The sequence below is a fragment of the Pseudarthrobacter sp. SL88 genome, from assembly GCF_026672455.1.
GTDB lineage: Bacteria > Actinomycetota > Actinomycetes > Actinomycetales > Micrococcaceae > Arthrobacter.
This window is the reverse complement of record NZ_JAPPRD010000001.1, coordinates 411916-432329: the sequence shown is the minus strand read 5'-3', so window position 1 is coordinate 432329 and position 20414 is coordinate 411916. Positions and strand designations below refer to the sequence as shown.

17 protein-coding genes are annotated in these 20414 nt (G+C 66.7%); 12 read left to right on the top strand and 5 right to left on the bottom strand.

Translation table 11 applies throughout. The annotated features are described in order from the left end of the window. The first annotated feature begins 8 nt into the window (after positions 1-8). From OVA06_RS01845 to OVA06_RS01835, 3 genes are all read left to right on the top strand, one after another. Complete coding sequence (locus OVA06_RS01845; RefSeq protein WP_268155891.1) at positions 9-1292, top strand: M20 family metallopeptidase; 1284 nt, start codon at positions 9-11, stop codon at positions 1290-1292. After that, on the top strand, positions 1289-2665 hold the full coding sequence (locus OVA06_RS01840; protein ID WP_261620916.1) for a DUF3100 domain-containing protein: 1377 nt from the start codon (positions 1289-1291) through the stop codon (positions 2663-2665). Before OVA06_RS01845 ends, OVA06_RS01840 begins: the two co-directional genes overlap by 4 nt. Positions 2666-2849: 184 nt before the next feature. Continuing rightward, positions 2850-3383, top strand: coding sequence for a flavodoxin domain-containing protein (locus tag OVA06_RS01835; RefSeq protein WP_268155889.1), 534 nt, complete (start codon positions 2850-2852; stop codon positions 3381-3383). A 37-nt stretch (positions 3384-3420) separates the two neighbouring features. Here the strand turns inward: OVA06_RS01835 and OVA06_RS01830 are convergent, their stop codons facing one another. Continuing rightward, complete coding sequence (locus tag OVA06_RS01830) at positions 3421-4221, bottom strand: hypothetical protein (protein WP_268155887.1); 801 nt, start codon at positions 4219-4221, stop codon at positions 3421-3423. A 38-nt stretch (positions 4222-4259) separates the two neighbouring features. Further along, positions 4260-5198 carry a LysR family transcriptional regulator gene (locus OVA06_RS01825; protein ID WP_268155885.1) on the bottom strand — a complete coding sequence of 313 codons (939 nt, stop codon included), beginning with the start codon at positions 5196-5198 and terminating at the stop codon, positions 4260-4262. Between the two features lie 242 nt (positions 5199-5440). Between OVA06_RS01825 and OVA06_RS01820 the strand changes: the two genes are divergently transcribed. The 8 genes from OVA06_RS01820 to OVA06_RS01785 all read left to right on the top strand — a co-directional run bounded on the left by OVA06_RS01820 (position 5441) and on the right by OVA06_RS01785 (position 16801). Beyond that, complete coding sequence (locus tag OVA06_RS01820) at positions 5441-6580, top strand: PrpF domain-containing protein (RefSeq protein WP_268155883.1); 1140 nt, start codon at positions 5441-5443, stop codon at positions 6578-6580. Positions 6581-6592: 12 nt separating this feature from the next. Further along, complete coding sequence (locus OVA06_RS01815; protein ID WP_268155881.1) at positions 6593-8050, top strand: SLC13 family permease; 1458 nt, start codon at positions 6593-6595, stop codon at positions 8048-8050. 308 nt (positions 8051-8358) lie between these two features. Continuing rightward, positions 8359-10212, top strand: coding sequence for a BCCT family transporter (locus tag OVA06_RS01810; RefSeq protein ID WP_268155879.1), 1854 nt, complete (start codon positions 8359-8361; stop codon positions 10210-10212). A gap of 188 nt (positions 10213-10400) precedes the next feature. Continuing rightward, positions 10401-11498: a DUF6226 family protein gene (locus OVA06_RS01805; RefSeq protein ID WP_268155877.1), complete on the top strand. Its 1098-nt coding sequence runs from the start codon at positions 10401-10403 to the stop codon at positions 11496-11498. A gap of 144 nt (positions 11499-11642) precedes the next feature. After that, on the top strand, positions 11643-11876 hold the full coding sequence (locus tag OVA06_RS01800; RefSeq protein WP_056077912.1) for a hypothetical protein: 234 nt from the start codon (positions 11643-11645) through the stop codon (positions 11874-11876). A gap of 106 nt (positions 11877-11982) precedes the next feature. Beyond that, positions 11983-12531: a hypothetical protein gene (locus OVA06_RS01795; protein ID WP_268160581.1), complete on the top strand. Its 549-nt coding sequence runs from the start codon at positions 11983-11985 to the stop codon at positions 12529-12531. Then, the gene (locus tag OVA06_RS01790; RefSeq protein ID WP_268155874.1) at positions 12528-15404 is read left to right on the top strand and encodes an ATP-binding cassette domain-containing protein; all 2877 of its coding nucleotides are present in this window, start codon (positions 12528-12530) and stop codon (positions 15402-15404) included. The genes OVA06_RS01795 and OVA06_RS01790 overlap by 4 nt, the downstream gene beginning before the upstream one ends. A gap of 446 nt (positions 15405-15850) precedes the next feature. Then, positions 15851-16801: a S1C family serine protease gene (locus OVA06_RS01785; protein ID WP_268155872.1), complete on the top strand. Its 951-nt coding sequence runs from the start codon at positions 15851-15853 to the stop codon at positions 16799-16801. A gap of 135 nt (positions 16802-16936) precedes the next feature. On the opposite strand, the gene OVA06_RS01780 is transcribed toward OVA06_RS01785, so the two are convergent. Beyond that, a complete protein-coding gene (locus OVA06_RS01780) occupies positions 16937-17089 on the bottom strand; it encodes a hypothetical protein (protein WP_015938498.1) in 153 nt (50 codons plus the stop codon). 206 nt (positions 17090-17295) lie between these two features. On the opposite strand from OVA06_RS01780, the gene OVA06_RS01775 reads away from it, so the two are divergent. Continuing rightward, on the top strand, positions 17296-18120 hold the full coding sequence (locus OVA06_RS01775) for an alpha/beta fold hydrolase (protein ID WP_268160579.1): 825 nt from the start codon (positions 17296-17298) through the stop codon (positions 18118-18120). A gap of 23 nt (positions 18121-18143) precedes the next feature. Here the strand turns inward: OVA06_RS01775 and OVA06_RS01770 are convergent, their stop codons facing one another. Together OVA06_RS01770 and OVA06_RS01765 are read right to left on the bottom strand one after the other, a co-directional pair. Then, complete coding sequence (locus tag OVA06_RS01770; RefSeq protein ID WP_268155870.1) at positions 18144-19376, bottom strand: saccharopine dehydrogenase family protein; 1233 nt, start codon at positions 19374-19376, stop codon at positions 18144-18146. 76 nt (positions 19377-19452) lie between these two features. Beyond that, a complete protein-coding gene (locus OVA06_RS01765; RefSeq protein WP_268155868.1) occupies positions 19453-20412 on the bottom strand; it encodes a carbohydrate kinase family protein in 960 nt (319 codons plus the stop codon). Positions 20413-20414: the final 2 nt, after the last annotated feature.

The window sequence follows — 20414 nt, the reverse complement described above, 5'->3', positions numbered from 1 at the left end:
GAGGCCCCATGGAAACCACCCACACAGCCGGCACTGACGCAACCGGCACCGACGCAGGCACCGGCACAACCCCGGCGGCGGGCGCCCTGCGCGCGGCCCTGGCGGACGGCGTCGAACGTTGGAAGCCCAAGGTGGAGGCGCTGGCCCGGAACATCCACGGCTACAAGGAAATCTCCTTCGAGGAAGTCCAGTCAGCGGAGGCCATCAGCGCGCTGCTGGAGGATGGCGGCTTCACCGTGGAGCGCGGCACATCCGGGTTGCCCACGGCCTTCACCGCGAGCGCCGGCAGCGGCGACCTCACCGTCGCGCTGTGCGTGGAGTACGACGCATTGCCCGGCATCGGCCACGCCTGCGGCCACAACCTGATCGCCGGAGCTTCCGTGGCGGCGGCACTGGCGCTGCAGCCGTATGTGGACGAACTAGGCATCACGCTCAAGGCCATCGGCACCCCGGCGGAGGAGCACGGCGGCGGCAAGGCGCTGATGCTGGAGCGGGGCGCGTTCGACGGCGTGGGGCTGGCTTTGATGGTCCATCCCGTCCAGGACGGGCTCACCTACAACCCGGCCGGGACCAGCGCCCAGGCCGTGGGCCGGTACAAGGCGACGTTCACCGGCAATGCGGCCCACGCAGCAGCTGCACCGCACCAGGGCGTGAACGCTGCCGACGCTGCGGTCCTCAGCCAGGTGGCCATCGGCCTGCTCCGCCAGCAGATCCCGTCAGACCACCGGATCGCCTGCTTCGTGGCCGAGGCCGGGCACGTCACCAACATCATCCCGGAGAAGGCCGTGGTGGAGTTCGAGTGCCGTGCGTTCACCCTGCCGGAGTTCCGCGCCCTGCTGGAACGCGTCCGCCGCTGCTTCGAGGGCGCCGCGATCGCCACCGGAACCACGCTGGAGTATGAGGACACCGAGCCGCTGTACGAACCGCTGCTCCAGGATGACGACCTCGCAGCGCATTGGACCTCGGCGATGGACGCGTTCGGCAAGGACACGTCCCGGTCTTCGGGCCTCAGCGGCGGGTCCACGGACATGGGGAACATTTCCCAGGTCATCCCGTCCCTGCACCCGTGGCTGAGTATTCCCGGTGCGGACGTCCCCATCCATTCGCATGCGTTCGCCGCCCTGGCGGACACTCCCCCGGCATACGGGGTGATGTTCGAGGCAGGCACCGCCCTGGCCTGGACCGTCGCCGCCGCTGCCTCAACCCCCACCCAACGCGAACGCTTCACCCAGGCGGCGTACCGCCGTCGTACTTCCCCCCAGGAAGCTGTCACCCAGGAAGGCGCATCATGAGCACTGCCAAAACAGCCCGGACGGACACTGCCGGCACCAGGCTGACCATCCCCATCGCCGCCCTGGCGTTCGTCATCGCCCTGACCGTCCAGTTCATTGGGCAGGCCAAGATCGATCTTGGAATCGGCGCCATCATCATCTTCCCCATGGTGTGGGGCCTGATCCTCGGCCTGCTGGTCTCGGTCCAGAAGTTCAAGCCGCTGGGCATCGACCTGCAGCGGGTGGCCGCGGCCCTGGTGGGCGTGGCGGTGCTGCTGCTGGTGGCGCGGCTGGCGTTCAACATCGGCCCCAGCCTGCCCACCCTGCTGAAGGCGGGCCCCGCGCTGCTGCTGCAGGAAGTGGGCCACCTGCTGGGCACCATCGTGCTGGCGCTGCCCCTGGCCGTGCTGCTGCGCATGGGCAAAGCCACCGTGGGTGCCACGTTCTCGCTGGACCGCGAACCGTCCTTCGCCATGGTGTCCGAGAAGTACGGGCCGGACTCGGACCAGTACCGCGGCGTGCTGGCCATGTACGTGTTCGGGACGCTGTTCGGCGCCGTGTTCATTACGCTGCTGACCTCGCTGGTGGCCAACTGGAAGATCTTCGATCCGCTGGCCCTCGCCATGGGCGCCGGCGTGGGCTCGGGTTCCATGATGGCTGCCTCGGTGGCGAGCATCACCGCCGCCTACCCGGGCGACCAGGAAGCAGTGCTGGGCATGGCCGCCGTTTCCAACCTGATCACCACCGTGCTGGGCGTCTACGTGGGCATCTACATTGCGCTGCCGCTGGCGGACAAGTTCTACCGGGCGCTGACCCGCAAGCAGGAAACCCGGCAGGCAGTGGCTGCCGGTGCCGCCGGAACCACCGCCGGGCCCAGCGCCGCAGACCTTGAGCGTGAGGCAGCACAGGCCGAGGAAAACCGGCTGTTCCGCGAGCGCGTGGCCGAATCGTCCGCGGCAATCAAACTGCCGCTGTGGCTTTCGCTGTCCGTGCTGACGGTCCTCGGCATCGGCACGGCGTCGGTGGCGGCCAAGGGCTTCAGCCTCAGCATTGTGGGCGGCTACGCCGTGATGCTGGCGCTGGTGCTGGTCAGCATCGTGCTGGCGAAGCTGACCCGGAAAATCTCGGCCATCGTGTTCATCACCACCATCGGCGCCTACATCTCCAGCCCGTGGTTCTTCGGGGCCGAACCGCTCAACGCCGCCGTCAAGACCGTTGACTTCCTGTCCATCGCCACCGTGATGCTCACGTTGGCCGGCCTGTCCCTCGGCAAGGACATCCCGCTGCTGAAGAACATCGGCTGGAAGATCATCCCGGTGGGCCTGGTGGCCATCACGGCCTCCTTCCTCCTCTCCACGGTGATCGCCGAGTTCGCCCTGGGGCTCTGGCACTGACACCTGCACGGCCCCAGCGGCACCCAACAGAAGCGGACGACGGCGGGTACATCCCGGCGTCGTCCGCTTCCGTTTATTGGCACGTCCGGAAAGCTGCGGGCGCCGGGGACGTTCGGCCCTACGCCTGCGGGGAAGGGCTTGGCAGAGTGGCTTCGACAGGCACGCCGTCCCGAGGAGGCCAGCGATGAGCAGGATCTACATTCCCTACGGAACCACCGAGGGGCAGACGGCAAAGATCGCCGAGTTCATCGCGGACGTGTTCCAGGCACACGGCCATGACGCCACAGCGGCGGACATCAAGGACGCCGGCGATGCCATCCCCGACGGGTACGACGCTGTGCTGGTGGGTGCCTCCGTCCACGTGGGCAAGCACGAGAAGTACGTTGGGGAGTTCGTCCGGAAGAACCGCGAAACCCTGGAGCGGCTGCCCTCCGCGCTGTTCTCGGTGAGCATGGCGGCGCACGGCGACACCGAAAGTGCCGAGGGCTACGTGGGCAAATTCGAGGACGAAACCGGGTGGCGGCCTGCGCAGGTGGGGCTGTTCAGCGGTGCCATCCCCTACACCCACTACGGGTTCGTCAAACGCCTCATCATGAAGCGGATCGCCAGCAGCCAGGGTTCAACGGACACGGACACGTCCCGCGATTACGTCTACACGGAGTGGGACGGCGTGAAGCATTTCGCTGAGGACTTCCTGGCGCGGCTGAAATCCTCTTAGACGAAGCCTGCCGCCTGAGGTCCCGGGCCGGGTCCGCCTACTTCGCGGATAGTTGCGGCTTCGCTGTGGGGCGGCGCTTCCGCCTTCGCCGGCGTTGGCCGGGGATGACGAACGGCGGCCGGGGAGCGCCGAGCTTCGGCCCGATCCAGTGCCGCCCGCCGATCAGGATCCCGGCGAGGGTGCCGAAGGCCCACGCGTGGGGGATCCCGATCTGGCCGACGGCACCACCTACGAAGCCCATCGCGATGTAGACCACCGGAATAGCCAGCAGCAGTCCGTTCCTGATACCCAGGGGCGGCGGGAACCGGAAAAGCGCCCACCCCGCCAACATGGCTGCGGCCAGAACGGCGGCGCTGCCCGCCGTCGGTGAGAGCAGCAGCAGTTGCCACGCTCCTACCGCCAAGAGCACCAGCGCGCAGGCCGCGTTGATGAGCGCGAGCCGCCATCCGCCGTGGTACGTGCCGTCATCCCTGAGGACGCGCTTGCGGGACTGCCGGAACTCCGCACCCGCCGCCCGCCCGGACCAGACGTGCCCGCCGACGATGCCGCCCACCAGGAACCCGACAAACCACGGTGCCGACGCCGGGACGGCCAGCCGGTCCGCCACATCGATGGAAATCAGGGTGAAGTAGTTCAGCAGGAGGGTCCACTGCATCACCACGAAAGCCCTGACAGATTGGGAGACCACGCGGTACATGACGAACGCGTACACCGCGCCCACCGAGAGGAACGGCAGGGTCTGCAGAATCCTGCCTCCGGCCAGCCACGCGAACACTCCGAGCACCACAGCGATCAGGGTGCCGTAGAAAATCCGCCCGGCCCACACGTCGTTCTTCAACAAGTCCTTAACCCCCACAGGTCCAAGGGTAGGGGAACCTAGAGGTAGTCGCCGGCCCGTTCGCGGGCGATCTCCAGCAGTGTGGTCTGGAAGGCCACTTCGGCCGGGGCGTAGACCTTGTCCTGCCGCTGGGCGAGCAGGACGCGGCGCAGCGGCGCTTCGTCGCCAAGGCTGAGCACCCGGACGTCGGGGTGTTGAAGCGCGACGGCGGTTTTGGGCACCATGGCCACGCCCATACCCACGCTCACCATGGCCTGGGCTTCCTGGTAGTCGTTGGCGAGGAACCCGATGGCCGGTTCGAACCCGGCGTCGTGGGCGGAGCGTTGCAGGACCTCCACCACCGGGTGCGCCTCCGCGCGGACAATCCAGGACTCGTTGCGCAGGTCCTCCATGCTCACCTGTTCCTTCCCGGCCAGCGGGTGGCTGGCCGCCACCAGGATGACGGTGCTCTCGCGGAACACCTCGGTGACGCGGATGGAATCGTTCTGGAACCTGTTCCACGGGTAATCCCACAGCAGGCAGAGGCCCGTCACCCCGGACTGCAGGTCTGCCACGAGCTCGTCGAAGCGGGCGCTGCGCAGCGACAGGCTGATGGCCGGGTACCGCTTCTTGAAGGCGCGGATGACGATGGGCAGGAAGGACCCCGCCAGCGTGGGGAACGTGCCCACCGTCAGGGCGCCGCGCTTGAGGCCGGCGATCTGGTCCAGGTCTGACTGGGCCGCCTTCATCTGGCGCAGGATCTGGCGTGCGTGGCCGGCCAGCACCTGGCCCGCCTCGGTGGGTACCACCCCGCGGGAGCGGCGGGTTAGGAGCGGCTGCCTCACTTCCTGCTCCAGCTTGCGTAATTGCTGGGACACCGCGGACGGCGAATACATCATCAGGTCCGCCGCAGCGGTGATGGAACCCTGCTCCACCACCTCCAGCAGCACCGCCAGGCGTCGAACATCGAAAAGTTGCGCCTCGTCACCGTGAAGCATTGCTTTACCCCTGGACGTAATTGGTTAAATCGGTTCATGCGGACTGGCATCCCTGCGGTAGCAACGGCGCAAGCTGCGCTCTGTGCCGCTCCTAGCCGACGCTGAGAGTCTGCAACGGCAGTGATTGAAGCAATGCTACATCCCCCTTCAATTATTGAACATTGTCTTAAGTTGTGATCCGGATCAATCTCTTTACAGGGCCCCTCGCAATTACCGAGGCAATGAGGAGATGTGAAAGACCAATGAAGATCGAAGCAGAGTGGATGCGCGGAGGCACCAGCAAATGCTGGGTGTTCGAAGCCGGCCATCTGGGCGAAGGCACCAGCCTGGACTCGCTGCTCCCCCGTGTATTCGGCAGCCCGGACTCGCGGCAGATCGACGGCGTAGGCGGAGCAACCTCAACCACCAGCAAGGCCATGATCCTGCACCGTCCCGACGACGAGGGAATCGACGTCGACTTCACGTTCGCCCAGGTGGGCATTGAAGAGGCGGCAGTGGATTGGGGCAGCAACTGCGGAAACTGCTCGGCAGTGGTTGGCCTCTACGCCATCGAAAAGGGCTGGGTTGTTCCCGCCGGGGACGTCACCAGGATCGTCACCCGCAACACCAACACCGGCCAGGTCATCATCCAGCGGGTAGCCACCCCCGCAGGCGCCCTGCCGATCGTCCCCGATGCGCAGATGCCGGGCGTCCCGTTCCCCGGCTACCGGGTGGGGCTCGGCTTCCAGGACCCCGCCGGGAAGACCACCGGCGCGCTGCTGCCCACCGGTTCCGCAACGGACACCATCACCGCCGGCGGAACCCGCTGGACGGTGTCCATGGTGGACGCCGGTGCCCCCGTGGTGATCGTCCGCGCCGAGGACCTCGGCCTGGACCCGGCCCGCTACGAAAACTGGCAGGCCGGCGTCGAACTTCAACTCGACACCCTGGACCAGATCCGGCGCCAGGCGGCCGTCCGCATGGGACTGGCCCCCACCACCGCCCAGGCGGCCCGGGCCATTCCGAAGCTTGCCATCGCCGCCGCCCCGGCTGCCGCCCGAGTAGCCGACCAGGCACAAGCCGTAGACGGCAGCGACATCAACGTCATGATGCTCTCGATGGGCCGGCCGCACCCGGCGCTGGCCATCACCGGCAGCATCGCCCTGACGCTGGCGGCCCGCACCCCGGGAACCGTCCTGCACCACATGACAGGCGGCACGCAGGGTGCCGCGCTGAAGCTGCGGACCCCCGCCGGGGTCCTCGAAACCTGGACCGAAGAGAAGGACGGCGCCGTGATTGTCGGCGTCGACCGCACGGCCCGGACCATCGCCACCACCGTGATCCACCTCCCGGAGGCCCTCGGCAACGCTGCCGAGGAGGCCCTCGCGGGAGCCACTCGATGAGGAGTACCTGCCATGACTAACACTGTTCAACAGCCCAGCCGCACTGCAAAGGAGACTCCGGAACAGGAGTCCCCGGAGCAGCGATCCCCGCGCAACAACCGCCGCCGCCGTATCCTGCTGGTGTCGGTGGTCGGCATCGCCCTCCTTGGTGTGCTTGCCCTCGTCGTGGCGGGGGGCGTCTTCAACCAGGCGCCCACCGGGGAATCGGAGCACAGCATGACCGCGGTACAGATCATCCCGCTCATCATCCTGGTGGTGATGTTCGTGGTGGCCACCAAGTGGCCGCTGAACATCGGCGTGATGGGACTAGTGGCCTCCTTCGGCGTTGGCTATTTCATGCTGGGCATGGATGACAAGGAGATCCTCGCGGACTTCCCCGCCAACATCGTCATCACCATCATCGGCGTCACCTACTTCTTCAGCATGGCGCAGCGCAACGGCACCATCGACATCATCGTCCAGACCTGCGTCCGCCTGGTCCGGGGCAAGACGCTCCTGCTCCCCTGGGTGTTCTTCCTGATGGCCGCAGCCCTCACCGCACTGGGCACCTTCTCCCCCGCCGCCGTCGCCCTGCTGGCACCGGCCGCCATCGGGCTGGCCTACGAGTCCCGCATCCACCCCGTCCTGATGGGCGCGTTCATCATCAACGGCGCCCACGCCGGCGGCTTCTCCCCGCTGTCCGTGGCCGGCGTGCTGGTGCATGACATCGCCGTCAAGAACGGCTTCCCCATCTCACAGGGCTCACTGTTCATCGCAAGCTTCGCCATCAACCTCATCCTGTCCGCCCTGACGGTGGTCCTCTTCGGCCTGCTGGGCAAGCTGCGCGACGGCGACGGCGTGCACGCCGACCTCGAGACTCCTGCCATGGGACGCCCGCACGGCCAGCAGGTCCTCACCCTGGCCCTCATCGGCGCCCTGTTGGTCTGCGCCCTGGGCTTCCACATGCCCATCGGCTTCGTGGCCCTCAGCGCCGGGCTTCTCCTGGCGTTCGTCAACATCAAGGAGCACAAGACCTTCATCGGCGGCATCTCCTGGTCCACCGTGCTGCTGGTGGCCGGCATGATCACCTACATCTCCCTCCTGCAGCACGTTGGCGTCATCGACACCCTCGCCGATATGGCGCTGGCCCTGGGCGCACCGCTGCTGGTGGCACTGGTCCTCTGCTACGTCATCGGCGTCGGCTCGGCCTTTGCCAGCTCGACGGCGCTGCTCACCGCGTTCATCCCACTGGCGGGGCCGCTGCTGGCCAGCAGCACGCTGAGCTCCTCCGGCACGGTGGCCGCACTCGCCATCGCCGCCACCGTGGTGGACGTTTCCCCGTTCTCCACCGACGGCGCCCTGGTGGTGGCCAACGCCCGGGAAGACGACCGGCAGCGTGTCTACAAGCAGCTCATGATGTACGCCGGCGGCGTGGTCCTCGTCGCCCCCGCACTGGCTTGGGCACTGCTGGTTCCCACCGGCATCATGTAAGCCCGGGTGCCGCTCCCGCACTCCCTTCGCAACAGGAACCCCGAAAGTCGGGCGCAGGAGCGCGCATCCGTTTGAGTCAAAAGGCAGGACCCGCCACGGGTCCTGCCTTTTGACATGTGTGCAGTCCTGGCGTCCCCGAACCCCTCGTGTGTGCGCGGTCGCACACCCCTCCCACCCCGGCTCCGCCATCCGCGGTCAGTAGAGTTGCAGGGCACACAAAGCACCGAACAGACCGATACGACACACGATGAGCGTCCGAAAACAGCAGTCTGAGCGTTGCAGAGGGCGCATGAGGGGAACTTGGGGACATGTCCGCCACACCAGGCACAAGGACCATCAGCAAAACACCAGGGCAGCCGCCCGAAACCGGGAAAGCGCCGGACGGGAAAGGCACGGGGCAACCGCCCGGGGCCGCCAACCACAAGGTCACCCCGTGGGTGTTCTGGCCCGCAGCGGCCATCATCTTCCTGTTTGTCCTGTTCGCCACGATCTTCCCTGCGGCCGCCACGGATCTGTTCGGCACCATCCAGGGCAACGTCATCAAGTGGTTTGGCTGGTACTACGTGGCGGCCATTGCCGTGTTCGTGGCGTTTGCCCTGTGGATCGGCCTGAGCCGGTATGGCGACATCAAGCTGGGCAAGGATGAGGACGAACCCGAGTTCTCTGTCATGTCCTGGTTCGCGCTCCTGTTCGCTGCCGGGATGGGCATTGGGCTGGTCTTCTTCGGGGTGGCGGAGCCGCTGAACCATTTCGCCTCCCCACGCCCGGGCCTGGAGGGCTCGCCGCTGGTCCTCGCGCAGCAGGCAATGACGCAGACGTATCTGCACTGGGGCCTGCATGCCTGGGCCATCTACGTGGTTGTGGGTGTGTCTATCGCTTATACGGTGCACCGGCGGAACCGTCCCATCTCCATCCGCTGGACGCTTGAGCCCTTGCTGGGCCGGCGGCGGGTGGCCGGCGCCTGGGGCAACGTGATCGATGTTGTGGCCCTGGTGGGCACGCTCTTCGGCGTTGCCACCTCGCTGGGCCTTGGCGTCCTGCAGATCTCGTCCGGCCTGGAGCAGGCCAACATCGCCGAGGCCACCACCATGACGCAGATCGGCCTGATCCTCTGCATCATCACGCTGACCATCATTTCGGTGGTGTCCGGGGTGGGCAAGGGCATGAAGTGGCTCTCCAACATCAACCTGATCCTGGCCGGGCTGCTGATGCTGGTGGTGCTGTTCGCCGGCCCCACGCTGTTCCTGCTGCGTGAGTTCGTGCAGTCGATCGGCCACTACCTGCAGAACGTCCTGGGACTGACGTTCAACACTATGGCCTTCTCCGGCGCCGAGGGTGAAGCCTGGCAGGCGGCGTGGACCACGTTCTACTGGGGCTGGTGGATTTCCTGGGCACCCTTCGTGGGGATCTTCATTGCCCGCATCTCCAAGGGACGCACGGTCCGGCAGTTCGTGGCCGGCGTGCTCCTGGTGCCCACCACCGTGGGCTTCCTGTGGTTCTCGGTGCTGGGCGGCTCAGCCATCCACCGTGAACTGTTCGGCTCCGGAGGGCTGGTCAGCAGCGACGGCACCGTGGATACCGAGGGAGCGCTCTTCACCCTCCTGGGCAGCCTTCCGGGCGGCGGCGCCCTCACGGTGGGCGCCATCCTGCTGATCGCTATCTTCTTCATTACCTCGGCAGATTCCGGTGCGCTGGTGATGGGCATGATTTCCACCGGCGGCGAAGTGGAACCGCGGAACTGGCTGCGCATCTTCTGGGCCCTGGCCTCCGCTGCCGCCGCCATCGCCCTGCTGCTCGCCAACGGCCTCGAAGCCATCCAGACAGCCGCGATCCTGACGGCAGTGCCGTTCAGTGTGGTCATCATCCTCATGTGCATCTCCACGGCCAAGGCCTTCCATCTGGAGCACGCCACCCTGATGCGGGCACAGCGGAAGCTCGCCCGGGACCAGATGACCGCCCACGTCACGGAGCACGTCACCGAGCATGTGCAGGAGACCATGGCCGACTCGGTCCAGGAGCATTACCAGGAGCACCTGGCGGACCAGGTCCAGGACCACATCAGCGAAGCCGTGGAGGCCCAGCTGAGCGAGCGGGCGGCCACAGAGGCTTCCGCGGCCGATGCACCGGACCGCGAATCCGCCGCCGGGCGCCGCAAACCCTAGCCGGACTCCGGCAAGCAGCAGGACTGGAAGCGTACGACGACGGGTGCCCGCCCGGCGTCGTACGCTTCCTTTGTGGTGCGTGGGTCCGCAGCCCGCAACGGACACTGCTTCGCGGCTCCGGCTAGGATCGCGGCATGGGGTCAGCGGAGGAATTGTTCGAGGGAGAGCCAACAGGATTGCCGGAGCCCATGGCACGCGGCAGTGCAACCTACCAGCTGGCGTCGGACCCGGCTCCGCCTGTGAGGCACCTTGGTGGTTACGAGCGCTTCGTTGAGTTTTGCGAAACCCAGGGCGTCGGGGCCGGGGAGCTGGCCGCGGATCCCGCCAGGCTCGTGCGGTTCCTGCGCAACGCCGGCCAGGACATCGCGGCGGACGCTGCCCTCAAGCATGCGGCTGGAGTCTTTGCGGGCAACACCCTGGCCCGGGCCAGGCCGGACGCGGAATGGACAGCGTACGAGGGCGCGCCCGCCTTGGTGGGGACCGAGGACCTGCGATTCGACGTTGACCGCCTGCTCCAAGCCCTGCGCGAAGTGGACGAGGCAGCGCTCCAGGGGTTCATCGCCAAGGTGTCCGAGTGGTCCGGGGACCAGCCCGATCCGCCGATGAAGCAGCCGCAGCCGAAGTCCCTGCCAGCAGCCCGCGCCTATGTCCGGCCCACACTGCCGGAGGATACGTACTACGCGGAAGACGGCACTGCCATCCCCTACGGCCGGAGGTGGGGCGATGGACCACCTGACCCGGATTCGTACAGTGTGGACCGCCACACCGAGAGGTTCGCGGGGCTGCACCTGGTGGCCCGCGCCCTCATCGATCACCTGGTGGCCGTGTACGACGTGGAGGTCCGCGAGGACAACGCGGTGGCTGCCGACCTGCTGGTGGACGTCCGGGACGTGGTGGCCCCCATCAGGCTCACCCCGCGGGCTTCCGGCGCAGCCCCGCTGACATTTGTGCTGACCGGCTACCCGGGAGTTGTGGTCCACGCCGGGGTGCTGCACAGCTTCCCTTTTCCCGTGTGTGGCTGCGATGCGTGCGACGAGACCGTCCTGACCGAGGCCGACAGACTGGAGCGGCTGGTTCTCAGCGTGGCGGCCGGCGGATATGCGGAACGCTACCCGGTGGGACGCCGGCAATGGCGGGAATATGCACTGACAGCGTTCGACGGATCCGGCGCCGAAAGCGGCAAAGGCGAGCCCGGCCCCATCGACGAAGCCATACTCCACAAGGCGGAAATCCGGCTCAGGGACGTACAGGGCGGCTGGGCTCCCTGGCCGCTGCGGCAGCGCTGAGGACCGGGGCAAGGCACTGACGGAAGCGTACGACGGCGGGCGCCCACCCGGCGTCGTCCGCTTCCGTTCTGGTGCGTGGGGCCGCAGCCCGCAAACGGCGCACCGCTACACTGGCGGATACCAGCCATCACAGGGGGAAGTGCAGTGCTGAACAATTTTCGCGAGGCAGCGGAGGCCAGGCGGGCAACACAGGGGCGCCGGCTGTACGGCTACGTCTCCGCGGCCATCATTGTCGTTTTGATCCTGGCGGTCATTTTCTGGAGCCTGCCTCTGTGGCTGTTCATCGTCATCGTGGTGGCCGGGATTGCGCTGGACATCGTGCTGCTCCGCAAATGGGTCGCAGAGGACCTTCTCAGCAAGTCCAGAGCCGGGCAGTAGCGCCAGGGTCTTGCTGACCGGGAAGCACCCGGCCCGGAACGCAGCGTCACACAACGTGACGGCACCTGTATCCGGCCGGGCAACGCCCTACCCTTGACAGGTGACTTTGACTACGATGCGCACCGCCGCCGCGAGCTCCCTCGCCGCCGCCGGTCTCCTGTTGACCCTTGCCGCCTGTTCCACGCCGGCCGCCACCCAGCCCTCCTCTTCCGCCCCCGTCTCCTCCGCGAGCGCATCCGCCAGCGCCGATGCCGGCCCCTGCACCGGTGTGAAGGTCATTGTCGATTCCGGTTCGCTGGACCAGGCCGCCGCGGACACCTCCGTCTGCGTGGACGCGGACGGACCCACCCTGGCCTCGGACGTGCTGGGCAAAGCTGACGTGAAGATCGAAGGCACCGCCAAGTACCCCACGAGCTTCGCCTGCCGCGTCAACGGTGTGCCCGCTGCGGACTTCGACATCAAGCACAAGGGCGGAACTGTCCGCGAAGCGTGCGATGACAAAAACACCGTGTCCTACTGGGCCCTTTGGGTGAAGCCCGCCGCCGGCACGTGGGGCTACGCGCAGGAAGGCTTGGACAGCCTCAAGCTCAACCCGGGCGAAAGCCTTGAACTGCTCTACACGGTGGACAACGAACCGGCGGCCCCCGCGGCATGACCTTCCGACCCGCGCCGTTACGCGCAGCGGCGGTTCTCGCCGTTGTGTTTATCGCGGCGCGGGTCATCTACCGCGTTCTCTTCAACGGGGCGGGCCTCGGTGCGCCGCTCCTGCTGGACCTGCCCCCGCTGCGGCTGCCGGCCCCTTATGCCCATGTGGTCCTCCTCGGCCCGGTCTCGGCGCCGGGGGTGTGGGCGGCAGCTGTTTCAGCCCTCCCCATTGCCGCGACCATCCTCGCGTTCGGCCTGCTGAACGCCTGGGTGGACGTGGCCCGCGGCTTCGTCCACCTGGCCCGCAGCGGCCCCCTGCAGGGCATTGCCCGCATGCTGGTGGTGGCGTGGTCCGCGCTCCCTGCGCTTGCCGACGCCGTCACTTCCGTGCGCCTGGCGTTCCGGTTGCGGGGCGAACGGTTCGGTCCGCGCGCCCTGGTGCCGATACTGGAGCGGACGCTGGAGCACGCCGGCCGGGTTGCCGCCGCCCTGGAGCTGCGCGGCTTCGGCAGCAGGGGTACGCCCGGTTCCCTTGACGACGACGGCGGCCCGCTTCAGGTGCGCGGCGCCCGGTTCCGCGTTGGCCGGACGCAGCTCCGCGTCGCCGAGTTCACGCCGTCGTCCGGGACGGTGTCGGTGATGACCGGGCCTACCGGTTCCGGCAAGTCCACCATCCTGCGGGGCATTGCCGGGCTGCTGTCCCATGTTGACGGCGGTGAGGTGGCCGGGACGGTGCGCGTTGGCGGGCTGGACCGGGTGTCGACGCCGCCGCGGGAGACCGCCGGGGTGGTTGGGGTGGTCCTGCAGAACCCCCGGGCCGCGTTCGCCACCACCCGGGTCCGTGACGAGATCGCCCTGGCCCTGGACCTCCGCGGTGTGGCAGCGGCCGATTCCAAGGCCCGCGTGCAGGAAGTGGCGGACCGCATCGGCGTTTCGGCATTGCTGGACCGGACCATCAGCACGCTCTCCGCGGGCGAGGCGACGCTGGTGGCCATCGCCGCCTCGGTGGTGGAGCAGCCGGCGCTGCTCCTGGTGGACGAGCCCCTGGCCGACCTCGACACCACAGCACGCGCCCGCGTCATTGCCGTGCTCCACGCTCTCGCCCGCGACGCCGGTGTCTGCGTCATCGTGGCGGAGCACCGGGCGGAAGCGCTGGTCCCCGTTGCCGATTCGTGGTGGACCATCCGCGACGGCGCACTGGTGCCGGGGGTGGCTCCGGCTGCTGCTGCGCCCGCCCCCGTGGTGGCCGCCGTCGTTCCCGGCCCGGATGGCGCGGCCGTACTGGCCGCGGAGAACCTCGCCGTGCACCGCGACGGCAAGCCGTTGGTACGGGACGCGTCGTTGACCCTGCACCGCGGCGAAGTGGTGGCGCTGGTGGGCCCAAACGGCGCCGGGAAGTCCTCCGTCCTGGTGGCGCTGGCGCTCAGCGAAGTCAAAGGTGCCCGGGGCAAGGCCTGCAAGGGAACAATCCGGAGGGGAACAGCCGACGGCGGCAGGGTGGCCCTGGTGCCGGACGCCTCGGACGACCTCTTCACCAGGGACACCGTGGCCGGCGAACTCAAGGCCGCCGAGCGGCGCCTGGCCCGCCGGAAGAACACGGCACCGCTGCCGCCTGGCTACGCCGCTGAGCATCTCGCCCGGTTGCGCGGGAATGGCGGCATGCCGATCGGGCACGAGCATCCCCGGGACCTTTCCGCCGGTGAACGCAGGATCCTCGCCATCGCGCTGCAGACCCTGGACCGGCCCCAGGTCCTCCTCATCGACGAGCCCACCCGCGGGCTCGACCCGGCAGCCCGTTCTGCAGTGGCGGCGGCGTTGCGTGCTGCGGCCGACGACGGCGCATCAGTCCTGATTGCCACCCACGATCACTCCTTCGCCCACGGCCTCGGCGCCCGCATCCTGCCGATGCGTGACGGCGTGGTGCCCGCGGTTGCGTTGGCGCCCGCGGAATCCGCGGCTCCTGTCCCTGCCACCGCGGCCCGACCGCTCACGGTTCCCCGTTTCCTCGACAGGCTGCCGGACGTCCCGGCCCGGCAGAAGTCGCACCGCCTCCGGATGCCACGGCCTGTTGAGCTCGCCGTCCTCGCAGGCGCGAACCTGCTGGCACTCGGTGCTTTCTGCTGGCCCCTGCTGGCCGCGGCCCTCCCGGCGGATGCCGCCGCAGCCCTCCCCTACGCGGCCCTGGCCATCGCACCCGTGGCGGCTGTCGCCGTCGTGGTTCTGCTGGACGGATCGGTGCGCTCGGCGCACACCGTGGCACTCCTCGGTGTGCTCGCAGCGGTGGGGTCGGCGGTGCGGGTGGCGAGCACCGGCGTCGGGGGCGTGGAGGCGGTGTTCATCCTGCTGGTCCTGGCCGGCCGGGCGTTCGGGGCCCGGTTCGGCCTGCTGCTGGGTGCCGCGACCATCGCGTTGTCGAGTGCGCTGTGGGGCGGGATTGGGCCGTGGACGCCGTTCCAGGTTTTCGCGTGTGCGTGGGTGGGCGCCGGGGCGGGACTGCTCCCCAGGAAGGTGCGCGGGAAGGCCGAACTGTGGATGCTGTGCGGGTACGGGATTGTGGCGTCGTACCTGTTCGGGCTGCTGACCAACCTGTGGTTCTGGCCCTTCGCCGTGGGTGCCGGCACCGGCATCTCGTACGTGCCGGGGGCGCCGCTGGGCACCAACCTGAGCAGCTTCCTGCTGTACTCGCTCCTGACCTCGACGGCGGGGTGGGACACCCTGCGGGCCGTAACCACCGTCGTCGGGATCGTCGTGGTGGGCCGGGCGATCCTCGCGGCTCTGCGTCGGGTGAAGCCGGTCTCCGGCGGAATTTCGAAAGACCGCGCCCGAGAGGTCCAGTCACCTGAGTCATCATCGAATGGGACCCGCCACCAGCTCACGTCCTAGGGTTTTGCTGAGCTATTGAGACGTCAAACAAAACCCCCTATTTACGGTCCAGAAAAATAGGGGGGTCTTGCTACGGAAATTGTTCTTTGCGCGGATTAGCTTTTAGGTAGTCGTCTTCCGCGGCTGCCCGCCGAGCGTTAGGACCAAATTCAATGAAGACCAGAAAGCTTCTAGCCCCGGCAATTCTTCCAAATATCACTGCTGTTTCCCTGTCCGCGCTGTTGCTCGCCGGATGTACTGCGCCTGTCGCGTCACCGCCTCGGGAAAGTTCACCAACAACATCTGCCACGGTGACGCAACAACCGTCACCGACCAGCCCCGCCCCGAGTCCTTCGCCGACGACTGCACTGCCCACGTCATCGGAGCGGGCGGCGCCGGCGTCCTGGCCGGAGGTGGTGGCCGAAGTGCAGTCCGGGGTGGGACAACTGAGCGTCACAGGCTGCGCCGTGAACTCCACCGGCACCGGCTTTCTGGTTGCTCCCGATCTTGTGGTCACTGCGGCCCACGTCGTTGACGATGCTGCAGCCATCAGCATCGACTTTGGCGGCACCTCGGTCGGCGGCGTGATCTTGGGGTTCAATGAACTTGCAGACCTGGCACTAATACGCCTGGAGTCTAAAGCGGCAGGCCATCAGTTCCAGTTTCAATCCTCGGAGCCACCAATTGGAACCGAAGTTGCCGCCCTCGGCTTTCCTCAGAGAGAGTCGTTAACCCTTACCAGGGGTGTTGTAAGCGGGCTGAACCGCGATATCAACTTCGGGAGCGGAGTTATCGGCAACATGCTGCAAACTGACACCGCAATCAATCCAGGAAACAGCGGTGGACCGCTGCTCAACATGGAAGGGAAAGTCACTGGAGTAGTAAGCGCAACCCGGAAGGACTCGGAAGGCATGGCCTACGCAGTCACCGCACCTAGAGTTACTGAAGCGGTATCAGAATGGCAAAAACGGGGAGTACCGATGGCACCCGTTGATTGCGGGGAGGCTCCCGCGCCAAATTCCGGGATATTCCCCATGAAAGTCAGTTCGAACCATGATCAGGCCAACAACATCGGCCAGGCTTTGTTGCTGCACGGCCAAGGCATCAACCGCGGCGCTTACTCTGCAGCTTTCAAACAATTCACACCGGAGTTGGGGGCAAGTTTCGGTGGCGAGGCAAAGTGGAGTGAAGGACTCGGCTCGTCTTACTGGACGAAGCTCGAGGTAGTCAACGTGACAGGAGCAGGAGATTCCCTGGAAGCTAACGTTCTTTTGCAGACACGACAGGACGCCGGACATGGAGTCGATGGACAAACCTGTTCCAATTGGCGAATCACCTACACCATCGTGTGGGACGGAGCAGCTTGGCGCATAGCGGGAACTTCCTTGCCTCACGGCAAGCCCCTGCCCTGCAACTAGGACTGCCGCTCTCGGGAATCACTAAGGCGCCGGGGCAGCGGTGGCAGCTTGGGAAAGCTGCAGCGCGCACAAATAAGCGGACGACGGCGGGTGGGCACCCGCCGTCGTCCGCTTATTTAGCTCTGTCGCTAAAGGTCAGGCGTGAGTTTTCCGTTTCAGCCAGCCCCATACGGCCGTGGCGACGAACAGGACCAGGCCGATGATGGCCAGCCACAGCAGTCCCTTCACCACGAATCCGAGGACGGAGAGGACAAGCCAGATAATAAGCAATGTGATGATAATTCCCATACGGGAAGCTTAGGCCCTCTGAGCTGCGGAAACGGGCACCAACTCACACCTTGAAGTACTTGGCCTCCGGGTGGTGGAACCGCGTCAGTACGTAATGGGTTGGATCGAAACAGCCTTGAAGGTCATAGTGGGAGGATCCTTAGGATTCGTTGTTTCCCGTGGACAGTCTGGGAGTGGACGCCGCCCGACGAAGGGTCAGTGAGAATGTGATCGAAGCAGCTGCTGCGGTAATCGGCCGGAACAACGTGACCATATCCGGGCGGGATGATGGGCCCGTGATGATGTTTGCCCACGGTTTTGGCTGCGATCAGGCGATGTGGCGGAAGCTCCTGCCCTATTTCGCTGATCATTACCGGCTGGTGCTTTTCGACCATGTGGGTGCAGGACACTCGGATATCAGCGCCTATGACTGGGAGAAGTACGGGTCCCTCAACGGGTACGCGTCGGACCTGCTGGAAATCTGCGCCGCCCTTGAGCTGGAGGACGTCATCCTGGTGGGCCACAGTGTCAGCACGATGATCGCCGTGTCCGCCGCCGTGCAGGACCCCAACCGTTTCTCCCACCTGGTCCTGCTTGCTCCTTCACCCCGTCATACGGATGACCCGTACGACGGTTACGTGGGCGGGTTCTCGCGGGAAGACATCGAGGGCCTGCTGGCATCCCTGGACAGCAACTATTTCGCCTGGGCCGCAGCCTTGGCACCCATGGTCATGGGCAACCCGCAGGAGCCGGACTTGGCGGAGGACCTGCGGGCCAGTTTCTGCCGAACAGATCCGACCATCGCACGGCATTTCGCCGGGGTAACCTTTTTCTCCGATACCCGGCCTGCACTGAGAAAGGTGCGCACCAGCTGCCTGATTCTGCAGTGCTCCGAGGATCGGCTTGCCCCGCCGGAAGTGGGCGCCTACCTGCACAAGAATCTGGAACACAGCACCCTGGTGCAGCTTCAGGCCACCGGGCACTGCCCCCACCTCAGCGCTCCGGAGGAAACGGCCCGGGCGATTCTGCAGTACCTCGACACCCGCTCGTGACAGGCGAGCTGCAGGACCCGGGTTCAGGCCAGTTTGGTTACCTGGTAGGTGTGGCCGGCGGCACGGAGCCGCTGTATGAGCACGTTGCCGAGTGCAGTGGCCGGTGTCAGCGACCCTTTAGCGGCGGGCAGCCTGTCACCGTCGAGGGCAAGAGCAAGTGCACTCTCTCCTGCCATGACGGCGGTGGCGGCATAGCCGGGATCACCGGGGCCAGCAGCAATGGCCTGGTAGCGCTGGCCGGACTCGGTCCGGGCGGTCACCTGCGAGTGGAACCAGCCCGCGCGCTGCGTGCCGGTGCTCGGGCCCGCACCTGGTGCCGGAAGAAAGCGGTCGAGCACTTTCCGGCTGGGTGGGAACGCCATCGCGCCCATGAATGACCGGAGCCCGAGTGCCATTGCCCTGGCGGTGACCGCTCCTGCCGGTCCGGGTGCCACCCCCATCACCTCGCCGTACTGAAGGGAGCGGCCGTAGGCCCAGTCCTGCAGTGCGTTGCTGCGGCGCACTATCCGGGTGTTGAACGGGGCCATGATGAAAGGCGCAGTCCAGGTGCCGTCATCGGAACGGTGCACGGGACCGGCGTCAGGCGGCTGTGGTGTCGTGGGCTCCCGTGTACGGTCGGGGCTCAGGGCGTAGGGGTCCGCAACCAGTGACCTCAGGGCGGTGTTTGATCGCATTGCGTCGAGCTGCCCGCGCATCGATTCGAGCGTGCCTCCGCTGATGCCGGCCTTGGCCGTCGCAACGAGCTGGACCTCGGCTAAACCGCCAGCGGCATCGGCTTCTGCCGCCTGATGAAGCAGCAGCACGGCGAGGTCGGACGGCACGGAGTCGTAGCCGCAGGAGTGCACCATCCGGGCCCCGTTCATCTTGGCCAGATCGTCGTAGCGGTCGATCGCCTCCCGGATGAAGGACACCTCACCGGCAAGGTCGGCGTAGTGGGTGCCGGCCCGGGCGCAAGCCTCGACGACGGGCAGTCCGTGTTTCGCGTATGGACCGACGGTGGTGAAGAGCACGCGGGTGGTCGCAGCCATGGCGGCGATTGAGTCCGCGTCCGCGGAGTCGGCTTCGATGAGGGCCCATCCGTGCGCCGCGGCCGGCAACTGCGACCGAACCGCCTCGAGCCTGGACGTGGACCGGCCCGCGAGTCCGACCCTCATACCGGCCGGTGCATGCTCGGCGATGTAGGCGGCGATCAGTCTGCCAACGAAACCCGTCGCTCCGTAGAGAACGAGGTCATGTTCCCGAGATGAGGTGTCCATGACTGCAGCCTCTCACAGCGGCGTTGCTCTTACACCAGCGAAACCGTCGTGACGAGCCCTCGTTGATGGATGTGTTTCAGGCACCTGCGTACTGAGCGGGGGCGTTGGCTTCAACCGCAGCGTTCAGTTCCTGAAGGGTCGGTGGGTTCGCTCCCGGGCGCTGCACGGTGATGGCCGCTGCTGCAGCTGCGGTGTGCCCAAGCTGCTCCAGGACAGCCGGGGCGAAGCCTTCGGTTCCCCGGGTCAGGAACCCGAGGATCAGGGCTGACATGTAGGAGTCGCCGGCGCCGATGGTATCTGCGACTGTCGTTTTCACGGCAGGGATGCTGATGGTGGCAGCAGCTGTGGTGAATTGCGATCCTTCGGCGCCTTTAGTAATGACCGTCAACCGTGTGCCCAGTCCGAGGATGTGCGCTGCGGTTTCGTCCAGACTTTTCCGGGGGTACAGCCACTGGGCATCCTCATCGCTGAGCTTGACCACGTCCGTGAAGGCAACGAGCTCTTCGAAAATGGCTTTCGCTTCCGAGTGACTTCCCAGCAGCGCCGGCCGGATGTTGGGGTCGTAGGTAATCATGCAGTGCCGGTGGGCCCGTTCCAGCAGGGATTTCACTGCGGTGGCACCCGGGCTCAGGAAAGTGGCGATGGATCCGGTGTGCAGGATTTTGGGGAAGTAAGCGGGCGGGGTGGGGGCCAGGTCCCAGGAGATGTCGAATTCGTACGTGGCGGAGCCGTCCGAAGCGAGGGTGGCTGTTGCCGACGGCGTCCGCGTGAGGGATTTTGAACCGGGCAGGAGTGTGACTCCCGCGCTGCGGAGATGGTCTTCGATGGCGGTCCCCCGGGCGTCCGGGGCGATGGCCGTGAGCAGACCTGTGGTTACGCCGAGGCGGCCGAGTCCGTAGGCGACGTTCGCCGGCGATCCGCCCGGGTGTTCCACCTGGCCATTTGAGGTTGTGACCACGTCGATCAACGCTTCGCCTACGACAGTAACGTCAAGTGTCGAGTGAATGTCCTGCCGGGCTGTTGTGAGGTAATCCATGG